This window comes from Kosakonia sp. BYX6 (genome assembly GCF_038449125.1).
Lineage (GTDB): Bacteria > Pseudomonadota > Gammaproteobacteria > Enterobacterales > Enterobacteriaceae > Kosakonia > Kosakonia calanthes.
In genome coordinates this window covers 3,196,556-3,212,098 of the sequence record NZ_CP151800.1, presented here as the reverse complement: position 1 = coordinate 3,212,098, position 15,543 = coordinate 3,196,556, and the positions used below count along the sequence as shown (strand labels likewise).

Annotated in this window: 16 protein-coding genes and 1 riboswitch; of the genes, 11 read left to right on the top strand and 5 right to left on the bottom strand. The window is 55.5% G+C overall.

What is annotated here, in order from left to right; all coding sequences use genetic code 11:
* The first annotated feature begins 5 nt into the window (after positions 1-5).
* The 4 genes from bioB to bioD are packed head-to-tail and all read left to right on the top strand — an operon-like array spanning position 6 to position 3,648.
* The gene (gene bioB / locus AAEY27_RS15050; protein WP_342321485.1) at positions 6-1,046 is read left to right on the top strand and encodes a biotin synthase BioB; all 1,041 of its coding nucleotides are present in this window, start codon (positions 6-8) and stop codon (positions 1,044-1,046) included.
* Positions 1,043-2,197, top strand: a complete 1,155-nt coding sequence (gene bioF / locus AAEY27_RS15045) for an 8-amino-7-oxononanoate synthase (RefSeq protein ID WP_342321484.1) — start codon at positions 1,043-1,045, stop codon at positions 2,195-2,197. The genes bioB and bioF overlap by 4 nt, the downstream gene beginning before the upstream one ends.
* Positions 2,184-2,933: a malonyl-ACP O-methyltransferase BioC gene (bioC, locus tag AAEY27_RS15040; protein WP_342321483.1), complete on the top strand. Its 750-nt coding sequence runs from the start codon at positions 2,184-2,186 to the stop codon at positions 2,931-2,933. The genes bioF and bioC overlap by 14 nt, the downstream gene beginning before the upstream one ends.
* Positions 2,926-3,648, top strand: coding sequence for a dethiobiotin synthase (gene bioD, locus AAEY27_RS15035; RefSeq protein ID WP_342321482.1), 723 nt, complete (start codon positions 2,926-2,928; stop codon positions 3,646-3,648). Before bioC ends, bioD begins: the two co-directional genes overlap by 8 nt.
* Here the strand turns inward: bioD and AAEY27_RS15030 are convergent.
* Positions 3,590-4,312 carry an ABC transporter ATP-binding protein gene (locus AAEY27_RS15030; RefSeq protein WP_342321481.1) on the bottom strand — a complete coding sequence of 241 codons (723 nt, stop codon included), beginning with the start codon at positions 4,310-4,312 and terminating at the stop codon, positions 3,590-3,592. The genes bioD and AAEY27_RS15030 overlap by 59 nt on opposite strands.
* A gap of 750 nt (positions 4,313-5,062) precedes the next feature.
* Here AAEY27_RS15030 and uvrB point away from each other — a divergent pair.
* Positions 5,063-7,087, top strand: coding sequence for an excinuclease ABC subunit UvrB (gene uvrB / locus AAEY27_RS15025; RefSeq protein ID WP_342321479.1), 2,025 nt, complete (start codon positions 5,063-5,065; stop codon positions 7,085-7,087).
* A gap of 120 nt (positions 7,088-7,207) precedes the next feature.
* On the opposite strand, the gene pmrB is transcribed toward uvrB, so the two are convergent.
* From pmrB to yvcK, 4 genes are all read right to left on the bottom strand, one after another.
* Entirely contained in the window at positions 7,208-8,320 is a 1,113-nt protein-coding gene (pmrB, locus tag AAEY27_RS15020; RefSeq protein ID WP_342321478.1) for a two-component system sensor histidine kinase PmrB, read from the bottom strand.
* Between the two features lie 3 nt (positions 8,321-8,323).
* Positions 8,324-8,995 carry a two-component system response regulator PmrA gene (pmrA, locus tag AAEY27_RS15015; RefSeq protein ID WP_342321476.1) on the bottom strand — a complete coding sequence of 224 codons (672 nt, stop codon included), beginning with the start codon at positions 8,993-8,995 and terminating at the stop codon, positions 8,324-8,326.
* Positions 8,992-10,635 (bottom strand): phosphoethanolamine transferase EptA, encoded by a 1,644-nt coding sequence (gene eptA, locus AAEY27_RS15010; RefSeq protein ID WP_342321474.1) that lies wholly within the window; start codon positions 10,633-10,635, stop codon positions 8,992-8,994. The genes pmrA and eptA overlap by 4 nt, the downstream gene beginning before the upstream one ends.
* A 104-nt stretch (positions 10,636-10,739) precedes the next feature.
* Entirely contained in the window at positions 10,740-11,648 is a 909-nt protein-coding gene (gene yvcK, locus AAEY27_RS15005) for a uridine diphosphate-N-acetylglucosamine-binding protein YvcK (protein WP_342321473.1), read from the bottom strand.
* Between the two features lie 226 nt (positions 11,649-11,874).
* Positions 11,875-12,019, top strand: a riboswitch (molybdenum cofactor riboswitch).
* On the opposite strand from yvcK, the gene moaA reads away from it, so the two are divergent.
* The 6 genes from moaA (at position 12,007) to AAEY27_RS14975 (ending at position 15,471) form a co-directional block, all read left to right on the top strand.
* The gene (moaA, locus tag AAEY27_RS15000) at positions 12,007-12,996 is read left to right on the top strand and encodes a GTP 3',8-cyclase MoaA (RefSeq protein ID WP_342321472.1); all 990 of its coding nucleotides are present in this window, start codon (positions 12,007-12,009) and stop codon (positions 12,994-12,996) included. (Overlaps the previous riboswitch by 13 nt.)
* Positions 12,997-13,013: 17 nt before the next feature.
* A complete protein-coding gene (moaB, locus tag AAEY27_RS14995; protein WP_342321471.1) occupies positions 13,014-13,526 on the top strand; it encodes a molybdenum cofactor biosynthesis protein B in 513 nt (170 codons plus the stop codon).
* A 3-nt stretch (positions 13,527-13,529) separates the two neighbouring features.
* Entirely contained in the window at positions 13,530-14,015 is a 486-nt protein-coding gene (gene moaC / locus AAEY27_RS14990) for a cyclic pyranopterin monophosphate synthase MoaC (RefSeq protein WP_342321470.1), read from the top strand.
* Entirely contained in the window at positions 14,008-14,253 is a 246-nt protein-coding gene (gene moaD / locus AAEY27_RS14985) for a molybdopterin synthase sulfur carrier subunit (RefSeq protein WP_342321469.1), read from the top strand. The genes moaC and moaD overlap by 8 nt, the downstream gene beginning before the upstream one ends.
* A 1-nt stretch (position 14,254) precedes the next feature.
* Positions 14,255-14,707 carry a molybdopterin synthase catalytic subunit MoaE gene (gene moaE, locus AAEY27_RS14980; protein WP_342321467.1) on the top strand — a complete coding sequence of 151 codons (453 nt, stop codon included), beginning with the start codon at positions 14,255-14,257 and terminating at the stop codon, positions 14,705-14,707.
* Between the two features lie 56 nt (positions 14,708-14,763).
* Complete coding sequence (locus AAEY27_RS14975) at positions 14,764-15,471, top strand: Bax inhibitor-1/YccA family protein (RefSeq protein WP_342321465.1); 708 nt, start codon at positions 14,764-14,766, stop codon at positions 15,469-15,471.
* Positions 15,472-15,543: the final 72 nt, after the last annotated feature.

The window sequence follows — 15,543 nt, the reverse complement described above, 5'->3', positions numbered from 1 at the left end:
GCCCGATGGCTCACCACGCACGCTGGACTTTGTCGCAAGTTACCGAATTGTTTGAAAAACCACTGCTGGAATTACTGTTTGACGCGCAGCAAGTTCACCGCCAGCACTTTGATCCACGCCAGGTCCAGGTCAGCACATTGCTGTCGATCAAGACCGGCGCCTGCCCGGAAGATTGCAAATATTGCCCGCAGAGCGCCCGGTATAAAACCGGCCTGGAATCAGAACGTCTGATGGAAGTTGAGCAGGTACTGGAATCGGCCCGTAAAGCGAAGCTGGCGGGCTCAACCCGCTTCTGTATGGGCGCGGCCTGGAAAAACCCCAATGACCGCGATATGCCGTACCTGGAACAGATGGTCGAAGGCGTGAAAGCGATGGGGCTGGAAGCCTGTATGACGCTCGGTACGCTCAATGAAACCCAGGCGCAGCGCCTCGCGACCGCCGGGCTGGATTACTACAACCACAACCTTGATACCTCGCCGGAGTTCTACGGCAATATCATCACCACCCGCACCTACCAGGAGCGCCTCGACACGCTGGATAAAGTGCGCGATGCCGGGATCAAAGTCTGCTCCGGCGGAATTGTAGGCCTGGGCGAAACGGTGAAAGACAGGGCTGGTTTGCTGCTGCAACTGGCGAACCTGCCGACGCCACCGGAAAGCGTACCGATCAACATGCTGGTGAAAGTGAAAGGCACGCCGCTGGCGGATAACGACGATGTCGACGCGTTCGATTTTATTCGCACCATCGCCGTGGCGCGCATCATGATGCCCACCTCACACGTGCGTCTTTCCGCCGGTCGCGAACAGATGAACGAACAAACTCAGGCGATGTGTTTTATGGCCGGGGCGAACTCGGTGTTTTACGGCTGCAAACTGCTTACCACGCCGAACCCAGAAGAAGACAAGGATCTGCAATTGTTCCACAAGCTGGGGCTGAACCCGCAGCAGACGGAGATGCTGAACGGCGACAACGAACAGCAACAGCAGATTGAACAGCAACTCCTGCACGCCGATACCGAACAGTATTACAACGCGGCAGCCGTATGACCTGGCAGCACGTCATTGATGCCGCGCTGGAACAACGTCGCGCGGCGGATGCACTGCGCCGGCGTTGTACTGTTGAACAAGGGACCGGGCGTTGGTTAACCATGGACGGTCGGCGTTTTTTAAACTTCTCCAGCAATGATTACCTCGGCTTAAGCCAGCACCCGGCGGTGATCCGCGCCTGGCAACAGGGTGCGGAGCGTTTTGGTGTAGGCAGCGGCGGCTCGGGGCATGTTATCGGCCATACGGCGGCGCATCAGGCGCTGGAAAGCGAACTGGCGGACTGGCTGGGTTACGATCGCGCGCTGCTGTTTATCTCTGGTTTTTCCGCCAATCAGGCGGTCATCAGCGCCTTAACGGGCAAAGATGATCGCATTGTCGCCGACAAGCTCAGCCATGCTTCGCTGCTTGAAGCTGCCAGCCTGAGTCCGGCGCAACTGCGGCGTTTTGCCCATAACGATGTCGGGCAACTCGCCACGCTGCTGGGCAAGCCGATCGGCGGGCAACAACTGGTGGTGACTGAAGGTGTGTTCAGCATGGACGGCGACAGCGCGCCGCTTCGCGCCATTGCCGATGCAACCCACCAGACGCAGGCGTGGCTGATGGTGGATGACGCGCACGGTATCGGCGTGATGGGCGAGCAGGGGCGCGGCAGTTGCCATCTGCATAGCATTAAGCCAGAAATCCTGATCGTCACCTTCGGTAAAGGCTTTGGTGTCAGCGGGGCGGCGGTGCTGTGCAGCGAAACCGTTGCCGATTATCTGCTGCAATTCGCCCGCCATCTGATCTACAGCACTTCAATGCCGCCTGCCCAGGCGGTTGCGCTGAGCGCGGCATTGCAGGTGATTCAGCGCGCAGACGGCGAAGGCCGCCGGCAAAAACTCGCCGCGCTGATCACGCGTTTTCGCGAAGGCACCGCCGATCTGCCGTTTAAGGTGACCGATTCTACCAGTGCGATTCAGCCGCTGATCGTCGGCGATAACCGCCGCGCATTGCAGTTGGCTGAACGTCTGCGCCAGCAAGATTGCCTGGTCACCGCCATTCGCCCGCCCACCGTGCCAACCGGGACGGCGCGCCTGCGTCTGACCCTGACCGCCGCCCACGAGTTTGCGGATATCGACCGTCTGCTGGAGGTATTACATGCCGGTGAATAAACAGGCGGTCGCCGCCGCTTTCGGTCGCGCCGCACAAAGCTATGCCCGCCATGACGAATTGCAGCGCCTGAGCGCCGACAGCTTGTTAATGCACCTCGGGGGTATCGCACCAGCGCGCGTGCTCGACGCCGGTTGCGGGCCGGGCGCAATGAGCCGTTACTGGCGCGAAAAGGGCAGTGATGTCACAGCGCTGGATCTCTCGGCGACGATGCTTGATGAAGCGCGCCGCCAGCACAGTGCCTCGCGCTATGTCGCCGGGGATATTGAAGCGATGCCGCTGGACGATGCGCAGTTTTCACTGGTGTGGAGCAACCTGGCGGTGCAGTGGTGCGACGATTTGCACCAGGCCATTAGCGAGCTTTACCGCGCTACGCAACCGGGCGGCTGCCTGGCTTTTACCACATTGGCAGAAGCGTCATTACCCGAGTTGAACCAGGCCTGGCGGGCGGTGGATGCGCTTCCCCACGCCAATCGTTTCTTATCCGTCGACGCCATTGAACAGGCGTTGCAGGGCTGGCAAGTACGCTGCGGCGTGGAGAGTATGACGCTCTATTTTGACGATGCCGCCAGCGCGCTGCGTTCGCTGAAAGGCATTGGCGCGACACATTTACATGCCGGCAGGCAGCGAGGACTCACGCGCGGCAAGCTGCAACGTCTGGAACTGGCCTGGCCGCAACAACAGGGAAAATTCCCGCTGACCTACCAACTTTTTTGGGGAGTTATCACCCGTGATTGATCGCTATTTTGTCACCGGCACCGACACCGAAGTAGGGAAAACCGTGGCGAGCTGCGCCCTGCTCCAGGCGGCGAACCTGCACGGTTTTCGCAGCGCTGGCTATAAGCCGGTGGCCTCAGGAAGTGAAATGACCGCTGAAGGGCTGCGCAACAGCGATGCGCTAGCGTTACAGCATCACAGTAGCCTGCCGATGGCGTATAAAACGGTGAACCCGTACACCTTTGCTGAGCCGACGTCGCCGCATATTGTCAGTGCCGATTTGGGGCAACCGATTGAAGCGCACGTGATGTCGGCCGGGCTGCGCACGCTGGAAACGCAGGCGGAGTGGCTGCTGGTGGAAGGGGCGGGCGGCTGGTTTACCCCGCTTTCTGACACCTTCACGTTCGCCGATTGGGTCGTGCAGGAACAATTGCCGGTGATTCTGGTGGTGGGCGTGAAGCTGGGTTGCATCAACCATGCGATGTTAACGGCGCAGGCGGTTCGCCAGGCGGGCTTAACGCTGGCGGGCTGGATTGCGAATGATGTGGTGAAACCGGGTAAACGTCATGCTGAATATTTGGCAACGCTTCGGCGCGTGATGCAGGCTCCGCTGATTGGCGAAATCCCCTGGTTTGCCCACGCGCCTGAACAGGAAAAAACAGGCCATTATCTTGATCTCAGCGTACTGACTCCGGCGACATCCAGTGCGCCAGCATCGGCTCATCCAACTGTGTAATCTCGCCTTCGGCGACGTTGCGCCCGCGATGTAACAAACAGAAGCGATCGGCAACCCGGCGGATAAACGACAAGTGCTGCTCCGCCAGCAGAATGGTCATGCCGAAGTCCTGATTAAGCCGCACGATCAGGTTGCCAAGTTTATGGATAAACGCCTGGCCTAGCCCGCGCGTCGGTTCATCCAGAATCAGTAGCCGCGGGCGAGTGATCAGCGCGCGCGCCATCGCCAGTTGCTGCTGGTTGTCGTCGGACAACTGCGCGCCGCGTACCTGGCGCAGACCATAGAGTTCCGGGAACAGATCGTAAATGTCCCGGCTCATGGTGCTGCCCGGTTCGCTGGCGGCGAGCATGGCGACATGCAGGTTTTCCTCGACGCTCAATTGCGAAAAGATCCGCCTGTCCTGTGGAACATAACCAATTCCCACCGCGCTGCGGTGCTCGGCTTGCAACGTCAGCAAGTCGCGCGGCGGCCCGCCCGCTTCCTGCCAAATCATGCTGCCGCTTTCCACGGGTAAATAGCCGGTAATGCAATTGACCAGCGTGGTTTTACCCATGCCTGGCAGGCCGATGACAGAAGTACATACGCCGGGGGTGAGATCGAGGTCGACGTCCCATAAGGTATGTTGGTTGCCGTAATACTGATTAACTGCACGTAAGCTCAACATTGTCCGCTCCTTGTTCGGATCTGATGACAAGGGAGATTTGCAAAAGGCTTGCCAGAACCTAAAAAGAAGCTTTTTTTCGGATACGGCTGAGAAAACGCATGATTAAAACGTGATGCGCATTGATCCCAGGTAAAAATTCTGCACTTTGCCAGTGCTTCGCGTGGCGAATTGTGGTGCAGGAAAGATGCGAAGTGTGAGAATGATCGCATGCCGATCCCGCGCTTCGTTAGCTGATAATTATCAAAAAGAAGTGATAAAAATTTTTTAGCCGACCGTTTCTGGGACGAAATGGGATTTTCCCGGAAGGCGGGGTGTCCGGCCTGGCGGCAGTTATCCACTATTCCTGTGGATAACCTTGTGTATTAGAGTTAGAAAACGCGCGGCAAGCGAGAAAGGACGCGGCTTGCGCCAGAATTGATGCGAAACACGGCTTTTAAATTTAACTCTTTATAATCAGCAAGTTATATAAAATCAATGCCTGTAAGAAAAGTGTCACCGATTGCCACAAAACTTTCTTAAGCTATCTTGACAAATGTTAAAAGAGGAAAAATTCTGGGGATAACCTCAAAGACAGAGTGTTTCGTCTTGTCCGCATTGAAATTTCAGGAGCGAAGCCGCGCCTTAAGGGGGCGTAGAACATATTGGCTAATCCGCTACTGTTTTTTCATCCAGTATTCGTGGTTGGCAAATACGAGCATGGTGAGTAAAATGTGTTACCTGCTCGCTCATTCCTTCATCAGGTAGCCTTTCATGAGTAAACCGTTCAAATTGAATTCCGCTTTTCGCCCTTCAGGCGATCAGCCAGAAGCTATCCGTCGCCTCAAGGAAGGCCTGGAAGACGGTCTCGCGCACCAGACGTTGCTCGGGGTAACGGGTTCAGGGAAGACATTCACCATCGCTAATGTGATTGCCGACCTGCAACGCCCGACGATGGTGCTGGCACCCAACAAAACGCTGGCTGCCCAGTTGTATGGCGAAATGAAGGAGTTTTTCCCGGACAACGCGGTGGAATATTTCGTCTCTTACTACGACTATTATCAGCCGGAAGCCTATGTCCCGAGTTCGGACACTTTTATCGAAAAAGATGCCTCGGTGAACGAACACATCGAACAGATGCGTTTATCCGCCACCAAAGCGCTGCTCGAACGCCGCGACGTCATTGTGGTGGCCTCAGTTTCCGCTATCTACGGTCTGGGCGATCCGGATCTGTATCTGAAGATGATGTTGCACCTGACCAAAGGGATGATCATCGATCAGCGCGCGATCCTGCGCCGCCTGGCGGAACTGCAATATACCCGTAACGATCAAGCCTTCCAGCGCGGTACCTTCCGCGTGCGCGGCGAAGTGATCGATATCTTCCCAGCGGAATCGGACGATTTGGCGCTGCGCGTCGAACTGTTTGATGAAGAGGTGGAACGCCTCTCACTGTTCGACCCGCTGACTGGCCATATTGAATCGGCCGGCATCCAGCGCTTCACCATCTACCCTAAAACGCACTACGTGACGCCACGCGAGCGTATTGTGCAGGCGATGGAAGAGATCAAAGATGAGCTGGCCGAGCGCCGCAAATCGCTGCTGGCGAACAATAAGCTGCTGGAAGAGCAGCGCCTGAGCCAGCGCACGCAATTCGATCTGGAGATGATGAACGAGCTGGGTTATTGCTCGGGAATCGAAAACTACTCCCGGTATCTCTCCGGGCGCGGGCCGGGCGAGCCGCCGCCAACGCTGTTCGATTACCTGCCCGCCGATGGCTTGCTGGTGATTGATGAATCCCACGTTACGATCCCGCAAATCGGCGGTATGTTCCGCGGTGACCGGGCGCGCAAAGAGACGCTGGTAGAGTACGGTTTCCGTTTGCCGTCGGCGCTTGATAACCGCCCGCTGAAATTCGAAGAGTTTGAAGCGCTGGCGCCGCAGTCGATTTATGTTTCAGCCACGCCGGGTAACTACGAACTGGAGAAATCCGGTGACGAAGTGATCGACCAGGTGGTGCGCCCGACCGGTCTGCTCGATCCGATTATCGAAGTGCGTCCGGTTGCTACGCAAGTTGACGATTTGCTGTCGGAAATCCGCAAACGCGTGGAGATCAACGAGCGCGTGCTGGTCACCACGCTCACCAAACGCATGGCGGAAGATTTAACTGAATATCTGGAAGAGCACGGCGAGCGGGTGCGCTACCTGCACTCGGATATCGATACCGTCGAGCGTATGGAAATCATCCGCGATTTGCGCCTCGGTGAGTTTGATGTGCTGGTGGGCATCAACTTGCTGCGTGAGGGGCTGGATATGCCGGAAGTGTCGCTGGTGGCGATTCTTGATGCGGACAAAGAAGGCTTCCTGCGTTCCGAACGTTCGTTGATTCAGACCATCGGTCGTGCGGCGCGTAACATCAACGGTAAAGCGATTCTGTACGGCGATAAGATCACGCCGTCGATGGCGAAAGCGATTAGCGAAACCGAACGTCGCCGCGAGAAACAGCACAGCTATAACGTCGAGCACGGCATTACGCCGCAGGGCCTGAACAAGAAAGTGGTGGATATTCTGGCGATGGGCGAAGGGTTGGCAAAAACGCGCGCGAAAGGGCGCGGAAAATCGCGTACGCCTGCACAGGTTGAAGCCGCTGAAATGGCGCTGACGCCGAAAGCATTGCAGCAGAAAATCCACGAGCTGGAAGGGCAGATGATGCAGCATGCGCAGAATCTGGAGTTCGAAGAGGCGGCGAAAGTGCGCGATCAGCTTCATCAACTGCGCGACCTGTTTATTGCCGCGTCTTAATGTCCGCTTAATATTGCTTTGTCAGACTCTCTTTCGTTTTCCGGGAGGAGAGTCTGATGCAACAAATCAATATTCGTGAGTTTCTCGCCGTCGCTTTCGCGCTGGCATTAGTGATTGGCTTCACTCATCTTTGGGTGCTGAGCTACTGACAATACCTCTGTCAGGCGAGTTAAAGTTAACCCAGGCCCGCACGCCAGTTTGTTTCAGGCGGTTGTGCAGGAAAAATTGCGCATCATGCAGTTGCGCAATCCTTGAGACAATACTTAACCCCAGACCAGTGCCGCCATAGCGGCTATCCATTCGCACAAACGCCTTACTCAGCTCACCACTGCGGCTTTCGTCGATACCTGGCCCTTCGTCTTCCACGGCGAGTATCGGCGTTACAGCGCGTTCTACGCGCACGGTAATGGTCGATCCTACCGGGCTGTAGCGATGCGCATTCTCCACCAGGTTTCTTAGAAGCAACCGCAACAGCGTGGCATCGCCTGAAACCGCCCTGTCTTCGTCTTCCACCTGCACAACAAGCTTTTGTTCGCGTGCAGCCAGCATCGTTTCCAGTTCGCCAGCCATCGGCGTTACCACATCGTCCAGCAGCATCACTTGCTGGTAACTACCCGCCGAAAACGACTGCCCGACGCGGGCCAGTAGCAGCAACTGCGCAATGTTTTCCGTCATTTGATCGAGGCGCTGGACCAGCGGCTCGACATTCACTCCGCTGGTTTTTGCCATCAATTCCAGATGCAACCGCAGCCCGGCGAGCGGTGTGCGTAATTCATGCGCAACATCGGCGGTAAACAGCCGTTCCCGATCGAGGGTCAAGGTCAGCCGGGAAACCAGTTCGTTAATTGAGGAGGTCACCGCTTCCACTTCGCTGACGCTGTGGTTCAGGGTGATCGGTTGTAAATTATTCGGCGTGCGTTTATTCAGCTCGCGCTGCAATTCCGACAGCGGTCGGGTAATGGCTTTCACCGCCTGCATACAGAGCAGCAGCGCCAGGCCGATAATCAGTAAGCTTGGCACCAGCAAGCTGGCGACCGCTTCGCGCACTTCATGTTCGATATGTTTGCGGTTGTTATGGTTATGAACCGCGCTTTGCACCAGCAACTGGATCTGCTCTTCGCTTTCGTGCCAGAGCCAGAAGACGCTGACCAACTGGCAAAACACCAGAATGCCGCCGATGGTCAGCAGCAGCCGGTTGCGCATGCTCCAGTGCCTGAAATTGAATAGCGCCATCAGTCAGTCCTTGTCCTGCGGTTGCACCAGCATATAACCGAACCCACGCACCGTGCGGATGCGCGATTTGCCGATTTTTTCCCGCAGGTTGTGAATATGCACTTCCAGCGTGTTGGTCGACGGTTCGTTATCCCAGTTGTAGATATCGTTGTAGAGAATTTCCCGGTGCACCGGGCTGTCGGCTTTCAGCATCAGCCGTGATAACAGGGCGTACTCCTTCGGCGTCAACTCCAGCAATTGCCCCTCCAGCCACGCCTGGCGGCGGGTGACATTCAAGGTCAAATTACCATGCGTGATTTCGTTATCGCCCTGATTATGATGGCGGCGCAGCAATGCGCGGATGCGGGCATTCAGTTCGTCGAGGGCAAACGGTTTAACCAGGTAATCATCCGCGCCGGTATCCAGCCCGGAAATGCGATCTTCAATGGTATCGCGGGCGGTCAGGATCAGCACCGGCTGGGTATATTTTTCCCGTCGTAACCGGGTGAGCAGGTGCAAACCGTCTTCGTCGGGTAAACCCAAATCGAGCACGATCAAGCTGTAATGGCCGTTCGCCAGGCAAAGTGCCGCTTCGTGTGCGGTGGAGACGCCATCGCAGGCGTAACCTTCACTTTGCATCGCCAGAATCAAGCCCTGCAACAGCAGGGCATCGTCTTCAATCACCAGAATCTTCATTTAGCCTGCTCCCGGCACGGCGTTAAAATATCGTCTTCAGCGCGGTACTCTTTTGTGCTGACGCCCAATAGACCCAACATCGTCGGGAAAAGATTATCCTGCGAAACCTGCTTTTCGCGCGCATTTTTTTGCAAACACTGGTTGTTGATGGCGTAACGTTTTTGATAATCCTCAGATAACCAAATCAGCAGCGGTACATGTTTTTGCGTTTCAGGCGCAATGGAGTAGGGCAAACCATGCAAATAGACGCCATTTTCACCCAGCGATTCCCCATGATCGGAGAGGTACACCAGGCTGGTAGTGAACTTATCCTGCTTCGACTGCAGCAATTTAATCGCTTTATCAACAATATAGTCGACATACAAAATCGTGTTGTCGTAGGTATTCACCAGTTGTTGCTGCGAACAAGTCTGTATTTCGTTGGTATCGCAGGTCGGCGTGAATTTGCGGAACTGCGGCGGATAACGGTTGTAATAGGTTGGCCCGTGGCTGCCGATGGTATGTAAAACAATTAGCCCATCGCCCTGCAATTTATCGATATCACTGGCGAGGTCGTGGAATAAAATTTCGTCCTGGCATTCGCCTTTAATGCAGTAATCCGCCAGGTTTAATTGCGTCATATCTTTATGTGGCACGCGGTCGCACACGCCTTTACAACCGCCGTCGTTTTCATTCCACTGCACCTGAATTCCCGCGCGTTGAATAATATCCAGCAACCCTTCCTGATGATGCGCAAGCTGGTCATCGTAATGCGCGCGCGTCATCCCGGAAAACATGCAAGGCACGGAAACAGCGGTGGCGGTACCGCAGGACGTGGTGTTCGGGAAATAGACAACATTGTCCTGTTTCAATAACGGATTCGTTTCACGCGCATACCCGCCGAGGGAAAAATCGGCCGCGCGCGATGTTTCACCCAATACTAAAATCGTCAGGTTTTTGCGCGGGCCGTTTTGCATTTCCGGGCGCTGGTGCGCATCTTCACCGATTTTCACCAGCGGCAGGTTGTCCATACGGTTATGGGAATACCACGACAAGGACGCGGCAATAGAATTGGACGGGCTAAGGGATTTCACCAGTTCTTTATTGTTGCGAAACAGCGAGGCGTAATCTTTATAAAACAGCAGCGCGACAGCAACGATAATCAGCGCGGAAATCACCACACTCGCAATGCGCAGCGAAATAGTGCGTAACGCGGAACGGCTGGGTTTAATTTTGATCCACCAGGCGACGATCACCGGCAAAAGTGCGGTGAATAACAGCGTCAGCACCATGTTGGTCGACATCAGCGCGAAACTTTCTGCCGCCGTGGTGTCGAGAATATTGGTGATCATCGAGCGGTCAATAATAATACCGAACGTCGAAATGAAATATTGCGCCGCGGCGCTGACCAGTACAAACAGCGTAATGACCAACCGGTCGAGGCGAATAAACGAGGCCAGGCAGAGCACAATATTAATGACGCTGAAAGCGACCAGCGGCATCGAAAGAAACACCAACCAGTTATGCAGTGTGTTCACCGGCAATAAGGTAAATGCCTGGCGATAAAAGGCGATATTCAGGCCCAGTGCGATGATCAGCGTAAAAAGATAAATAAAAAGAAGGCGGCTCAACGCGGGCCGACGAAGATGAAGCATGCGCATATTCAGATCCTGCAATGAAAGTAGCGCTATGCTGACAGCCGTTTTTTAAGACAACCTTAAGAACTTAAGAAAACCGCGGCGGACCGGAAATGCCCGCCTACGGGTTAACCAAGCTGCTGAACCGCTTTTTCCAGTGCGTTGTGCAGCAAATGGCGGTCGTGACGATAGGGAATATCGCTCGCTTCTAACACTTCCTGAATGATCAGCCGATCATGCACCATGCTGACATCGACTTTTGGCCCAACAATGGCCGCGTCAATAATTCGCTTACCGATGTACTGCTCCATAATGGACAACTTATTTTCCAGCGACAGGCTGGCGGCGGCGGGGCTGAGTTCTTTACCAAGATTGCCGATATACACCACCTGCGCTGGTGTGCGGCGAAGCGCCTGAGCTAGATCATCAAGCAATAACAGCGGTAATAAACTGGTGTAGAAGCTGCCGGGGCCAATAATAATTAAGTCCGCTTCCGCAATGGCCTGTACCGCTTCGCGAGTGGCATGCACTTTGGGTGAAAGCATCAATTCCTGTATCGGCGCGTGCAGTTGGTCAATATTGACCTCGCCGTAAACCACATTGCCTTCGCTGTCGGTGGCCATTAAATCCACGGGTTGCTCGGACATCGGAATTAAAATGGCGTCGACCTTTAATAAATTGCGAATTAAATTGATGGCTTCCAGAGGCCGCACGCTCAGGTGATCGAGCGCCTTTAACATCAAGTTTCCGAGGTTATGACCGGAAAGTTCGCCATTACCGCTAAAACGGTACTCAAACATCGCCGAGGCCACGCTCGGTTCGGTGATCAATTGATTCAAACAGTTGCGCATATCGCCCCAGGCGATACCGCCTTCAGCGCGGCGAATTCGCCCGGTTGACCCGCCGTTATCGGTGGTGGTCACAATGCCAGTAAGTCGCGATCCCAGTGAGGCCAGCGAAGACATCACACGCCCGAGGCCATGCCCGCCGCCGAGGGCAACAACACGATCCAGGTCTGCAAGTGTGCGATTGCGCATAGTAATTCCTTAAGATAATTAATCGCGCTACGTTAGCCTAAATACCACCAAAAGACGATGCCGCGCAGAGCTGAAAATGACACATATCAAAGCAAAAGCGCGATTTTCACGTACTCTGTAGCGAATGTGCACGATTATGTCGCTATGTATCGGTTTATATAACGACAATCGTGATGGCGAAAGCCCAACGTTCGCGCTACTATCGCCAACAGCAATTTTAGCGTTACTCCGTAACATACACTCAAGCCTCTGCCACCTAAATCAAACGACATGGTGCTTTGGCCGTAGCAAACCGACAGGTTTCGCTGCCAGGGTGCAGAAAGAAATGACTGCATCTCCCGTATTTGGAAAGGTGTACATGGCCTCACAACTGACTGATGCGTTCGCGCGTAAGTTCTTCTACTTGCGTTTGTCGATCACCGATGTGTGCAATTTTCGTTGCACCTACTGCTTGCCGAACGGCTACAAACCGAGCGGCGTCAACAATAATGGCTTTCTGAGCGTCGAAGAAATTCGTCGGGTGACCCGCGCCTTCAGCGCGATGGGCACCGAAAAAGTGCGCCTGACCGGCGGTGAACCGTCGCTGCGTCGCGATTTCGCCGACATCATCGCAGCGGTGCGCGAAAACAGCGCCATCCGCCAGATTGCTGTTACCACCAATGGTTATCGCCTCTCCCGCGATGTCGCCCAGTGGCGCGATGCCGGGCTTACCGCCATCAATGTCAGCGTCGACAGTCTCGATGCCCGCCAGTTTCATGCCATTACCGGTCAGGATAAATTCCGCCAGGTGATGGAGGGTATCGACGCCGCATTCACGGCGGGCTTTGCCAAAGTCAAAGTCAACACCGTGCTGATGCGCGACGTGAATCACCACCAGCTCGACACCTTTCTGGCGTGGATCCAATCCCGCCCCATCCAGCTACGCTTTATTGAACTGATGGAGACCGGCGAAGGAAGCGAACTGTTTCGCAACCATCACCTCTCCGGCATGGTTTTGCGCGACGAACTGCTCAAACGCGGCTGGATCCACCAGTTGCGCCAGCGCAGCGACGGCCCGGCGCAAGTGTTCTGCCACCCGGATTATGTCGGTGAAATCGGTCTTATCATGCCGTATGAAAAAGATTTCTGCGCCAGCTGCAACCGCCTGCGCGTGTCGTCCACCGGCAAACTCCATTTATGTTTGTTTGGCGATGGCGGCGTGGATCTGCGCGACTTGCTGCAAGCTGACGCCCAGCAACTGATGCTCGAACAGCGTATCGCGAGCGCGTTAACGCATAAAAAACAGACGCATTTCCTGCATCAGGGCAATACAGGTATTACGCAAAACCTTTCATACATCGGCGGTTAAGCCGCAAGGAGAATGACATGAGCCAGGTCAGCGCGGAGTTTATCCCGGTAAGGCTTGCTATTTTGACGGTGTCGAACCGCCGTGGTGAAGACGATGATACCTCCGGCCATTATCTGCGCGATGTCGCGCACGATGCCGGTCATCAACTGGTCGATAAAGCAATTGTGAAAGAGAACCGCTACGCCATTCGCGCGCAAGTTTCTGCATGGATCGCCAGCGAAGAGGTGCAAGTCGTGTTGATTACCGGCGGCACGGGCTTTACCGAGGGCGATCAGGTTCCCGAAGCGTTGTTGCCGCTGTTTGATCGCGTGATTGACGGCTTTGGCGAAGTGTTTCGCATGCTGTCGTTTGAAGACATTGCCACCTCGACGCTGCAATCGCGCGCGCTGGCTGGCATGGCCAACCAGACGCTGATTTTCGCCATGCCCGGCTCGACCAAAGCCTGCCGCACCGCATGGGAAAACATCATCGAGCCGCAACTCGATGCGCGCACGCGCCCGTGTAATTTCCATTCCCATTTGAAGAAGTAAGTTATGTCACAACTGACCCATATTAACGCCGACGGCGAAGCGCATATGGTGGATGTCTCCGCCAAAGCGGAAACCGTGCGTGAAGCGCGCGCCGAAGCCTTTGTCACTATGCTGCCGCAAACGCTGGCGATGATTGTCGACGGCAGCCACCATAAAGGCGATGTCTTCGCCACCGCGCGTATCGCCGGTATCCAGGCGGCAAAACGCACCTGGGAACTGATCCCGTTGTGCCATCCGCTGTTGCTCAGCAAAGTGGAAGTGCTGCTACAGGCCCAGCCGGAACACAACCGCGTGCGCGTTGAAGCGGTCTGTCGCCTGAGCGGTAAAACCGGCGTGGAGATGGAAGCGTTAACCGCGGCTTCCGTCGCCGCGCTGACCATCTATGACATGTGCAAAGCGGTGCAAAAAGATATGGTGATTGGCCCGGTGCGTCTGCTGGCGAAAAGCGGCGGCAAATCGGGGGATTTCAGGGCAGATAACCATGATTAACGTACTGTTTTTCGCGCAGGTGCGTGAACTGGTCGGCTGCGACAGCATCTCCGTCGACACGGTTTTCCCCTCCGTTGAAGCGCTGCGCCAGCATTTGGTTGCGCAGGGCGGACGTTGGGAACTGGCGCTGGAAGAGGGCAAACTGCTGGCGGCGGTCAACCAGACGTTAGTCAGTTTTGACCACCCGCTGGCAAGCGGTGATGAAGTGGCCTTTTTCCCACCGGTCACCGGAGGTTGAGATGAGCGAAACGCGAATTTGTGTCGATCGCGCGGCGTTTAATGTCGGCGAGGAGTACACCTGGCTGGCGGCCTGCGACGAAGACGGCGCAGTTGTGACGTTTACCGGCAAAGTGCGCAACCACAATCTGGGCGACAGCGTGAGTGCGTTAACCCTGGAACATTACCCCGGCATGACCGAAAAATCGCTGGCGGAAATTGTCGACGACGCGCGCAGCCGCTGGCCGCTTGGGCGTGTGACGGTTTATCACCGCGTTGGCGAACTGTGGCCGGGCGACGAGATTGTGTTTGTCGGTGCCGCCAGCGCGCACCGCAGCAGCGCCTTCGAAGCCGGACAATTTATTATGGATTATCTGAAAACCCGCGCGCCGTTCTGGAAGCGCGAAGCGACGCCGGAAGGGGAGCGCTGGGTCGAAGCCCGCGACAGCGATAAACAGGCAGCGAAACGCTGGTAATAGGTCGGCAATGATGTGTTAACCTTATAGTGTTATCCCATCAATCAGGAGTGATTATGGATCGTTTCCCCCGTTCCGATTCTATCGTGCAGAGCAGCCGCACCGGTCTGCAAACGTACATGGCGCAAGTGTATGGCTGGATGACCTGCGGTCTGTTACTGACCGCGTTTGTCGCCTGGTACGCCGCGCGCAGCGAAGCCATCATGAGCTTCGTCTTTTCCAGTCAGATAACCTTCTTTGGCCTGATCATCGCCCAACTGGCGCTGGTGTTTGTTCTTTCCGGGATGATTCATAAACTGAGCGCGGGCGTCGCCACTTCGCTATTTATGCTCTATTCCGCGCTCACCGGGCTGACCATCTCCAGTATTTTGCTGGTCTACACTGCGCAATCGATCGCCGCGACCTTTGTGGTCACCGCCGGGATGTTCGGCGCGATGAGCCTGTATGGCTACACCACCAAGCGCGATCTCAGCGGCTTCGGCAATATGCTGTTTATGGGGCTTATCGGTATTGTGCTCGCCTCGCTGGTCAACTTCTGGCTGAAAAGCGAAGCGCTGATGTGGGCGGTGACCTATATCGGCGTGGTGATTTTCGTTGGCCTGACAGCCTACGACACGCAAAAATTGAAAAACATCGGTCAGCAGATTAACGTCAGCGACACTGCGCAATTGCGTAAGTACTCGATTCTCGGCGCGTTAACGCTGTATCTCGACTTTATTAACCTGTTCCTGATGCTGCTGCGGATTTTCGGCAACCGACGTTAAGGCATTTGTTTGGTGGCGCTTTGTGGCGGCGCCATCGGCGTTTATTGCCGGATGGCGGCTTACCGCCTTATC

Coding starts and splice junctions, on each gene's coding strand:
- pmrB (WP_342321478.1), bottom strand. CDS start 8,320: ATGGCGCTATTCAATTTCAGGCACTGGAGCATGCGCAACCGGCTGCTG.
- moaB (WP_342321471.1), top strand. CDS start 13,014: ATGAGCCAGGTCAGCGCGGAGTTTATCCCGGTAAGGCTTGCTATTTTG.
- yvcK (WP_342321473.1), bottom strand. CDS start 11,648: ATGCGCAATCGCACACTTGCAGACCTGGATCGTGTTGTTGCCCTCGGC.
- bioF (WP_342321484.1), top strand. CDS start 1,043: ATGACCTGGCAGCACGTCATTGATGCCGCGCTGGAACAACGTCGCGCG.
- AAEY27_RS14975 (WP_342321465.1), top strand. CDS start 14,764: ATGGATCGTTTCCCCCGTTCCGATTCTATCGTGCAGAGCAGCCGCACC.
- bioC (WP_342321483.1), top strand. CDS start 2,184: ATGCCGGTGAATAAACAGGCGGTCGCCGCCGCTTTCGGTCGCGCCGCA.
- moaC (WP_342321470.1), top strand. CDS start 13,530: ATGTCACAACTGACCCATATTAACGCCGACGGCGAAGCGCATATGGTG.
- uvrB (WP_342321479.1), top strand. CDS start 5,063: ATGAGTAAACCGTTCAAATTGAATTCCGCTTTTCGCCCTTCAGGCGAT.
- moaE (WP_342321467.1), top strand. CDS start 14,255: ATGAGCGAAACGCGAATTTGTGTCGATCGCGCGGCGTTTAATGTCGGC.
- bioB (WP_342321485.1), top strand. CDS start 6: ATGGCTCACCACGCACGCTGGACTTTGTCGCAAGTTACCGAATTGTTT.
- moaA (WP_342321472.1), top strand. CDS start 12,007: ATGGCCTCACAACTGACTGATGCGTTCGCGCGTAAGTTCTTCTACTTG.
- moaD (WP_342321469.1), top strand. CDS start 14,008: ATGATTAACGTACTGTTTTTCGCGCAGGTGCGTGAACTGGTCGGCTGC.
- AAEY27_RS15030 (WP_342321481.1), bottom strand. CDS start 4,312: ATGTTGAGCTTACGTGCAGTTAATCAGTATTACGGCAACCAACATACC.
- pmrA (WP_342321476.1), bottom strand. CDS start 8,995: ATGAAGATTCTGGTGATTGAAGACGATGCCCTGCTGTTGCAGGGCTTG.
- eptA (WP_342321474.1), bottom strand. CDS start 10,635: ATGCGCATGCTTCATCTTCGTCGGCCCGCGTTGAGCCGCCTTCTTTTT.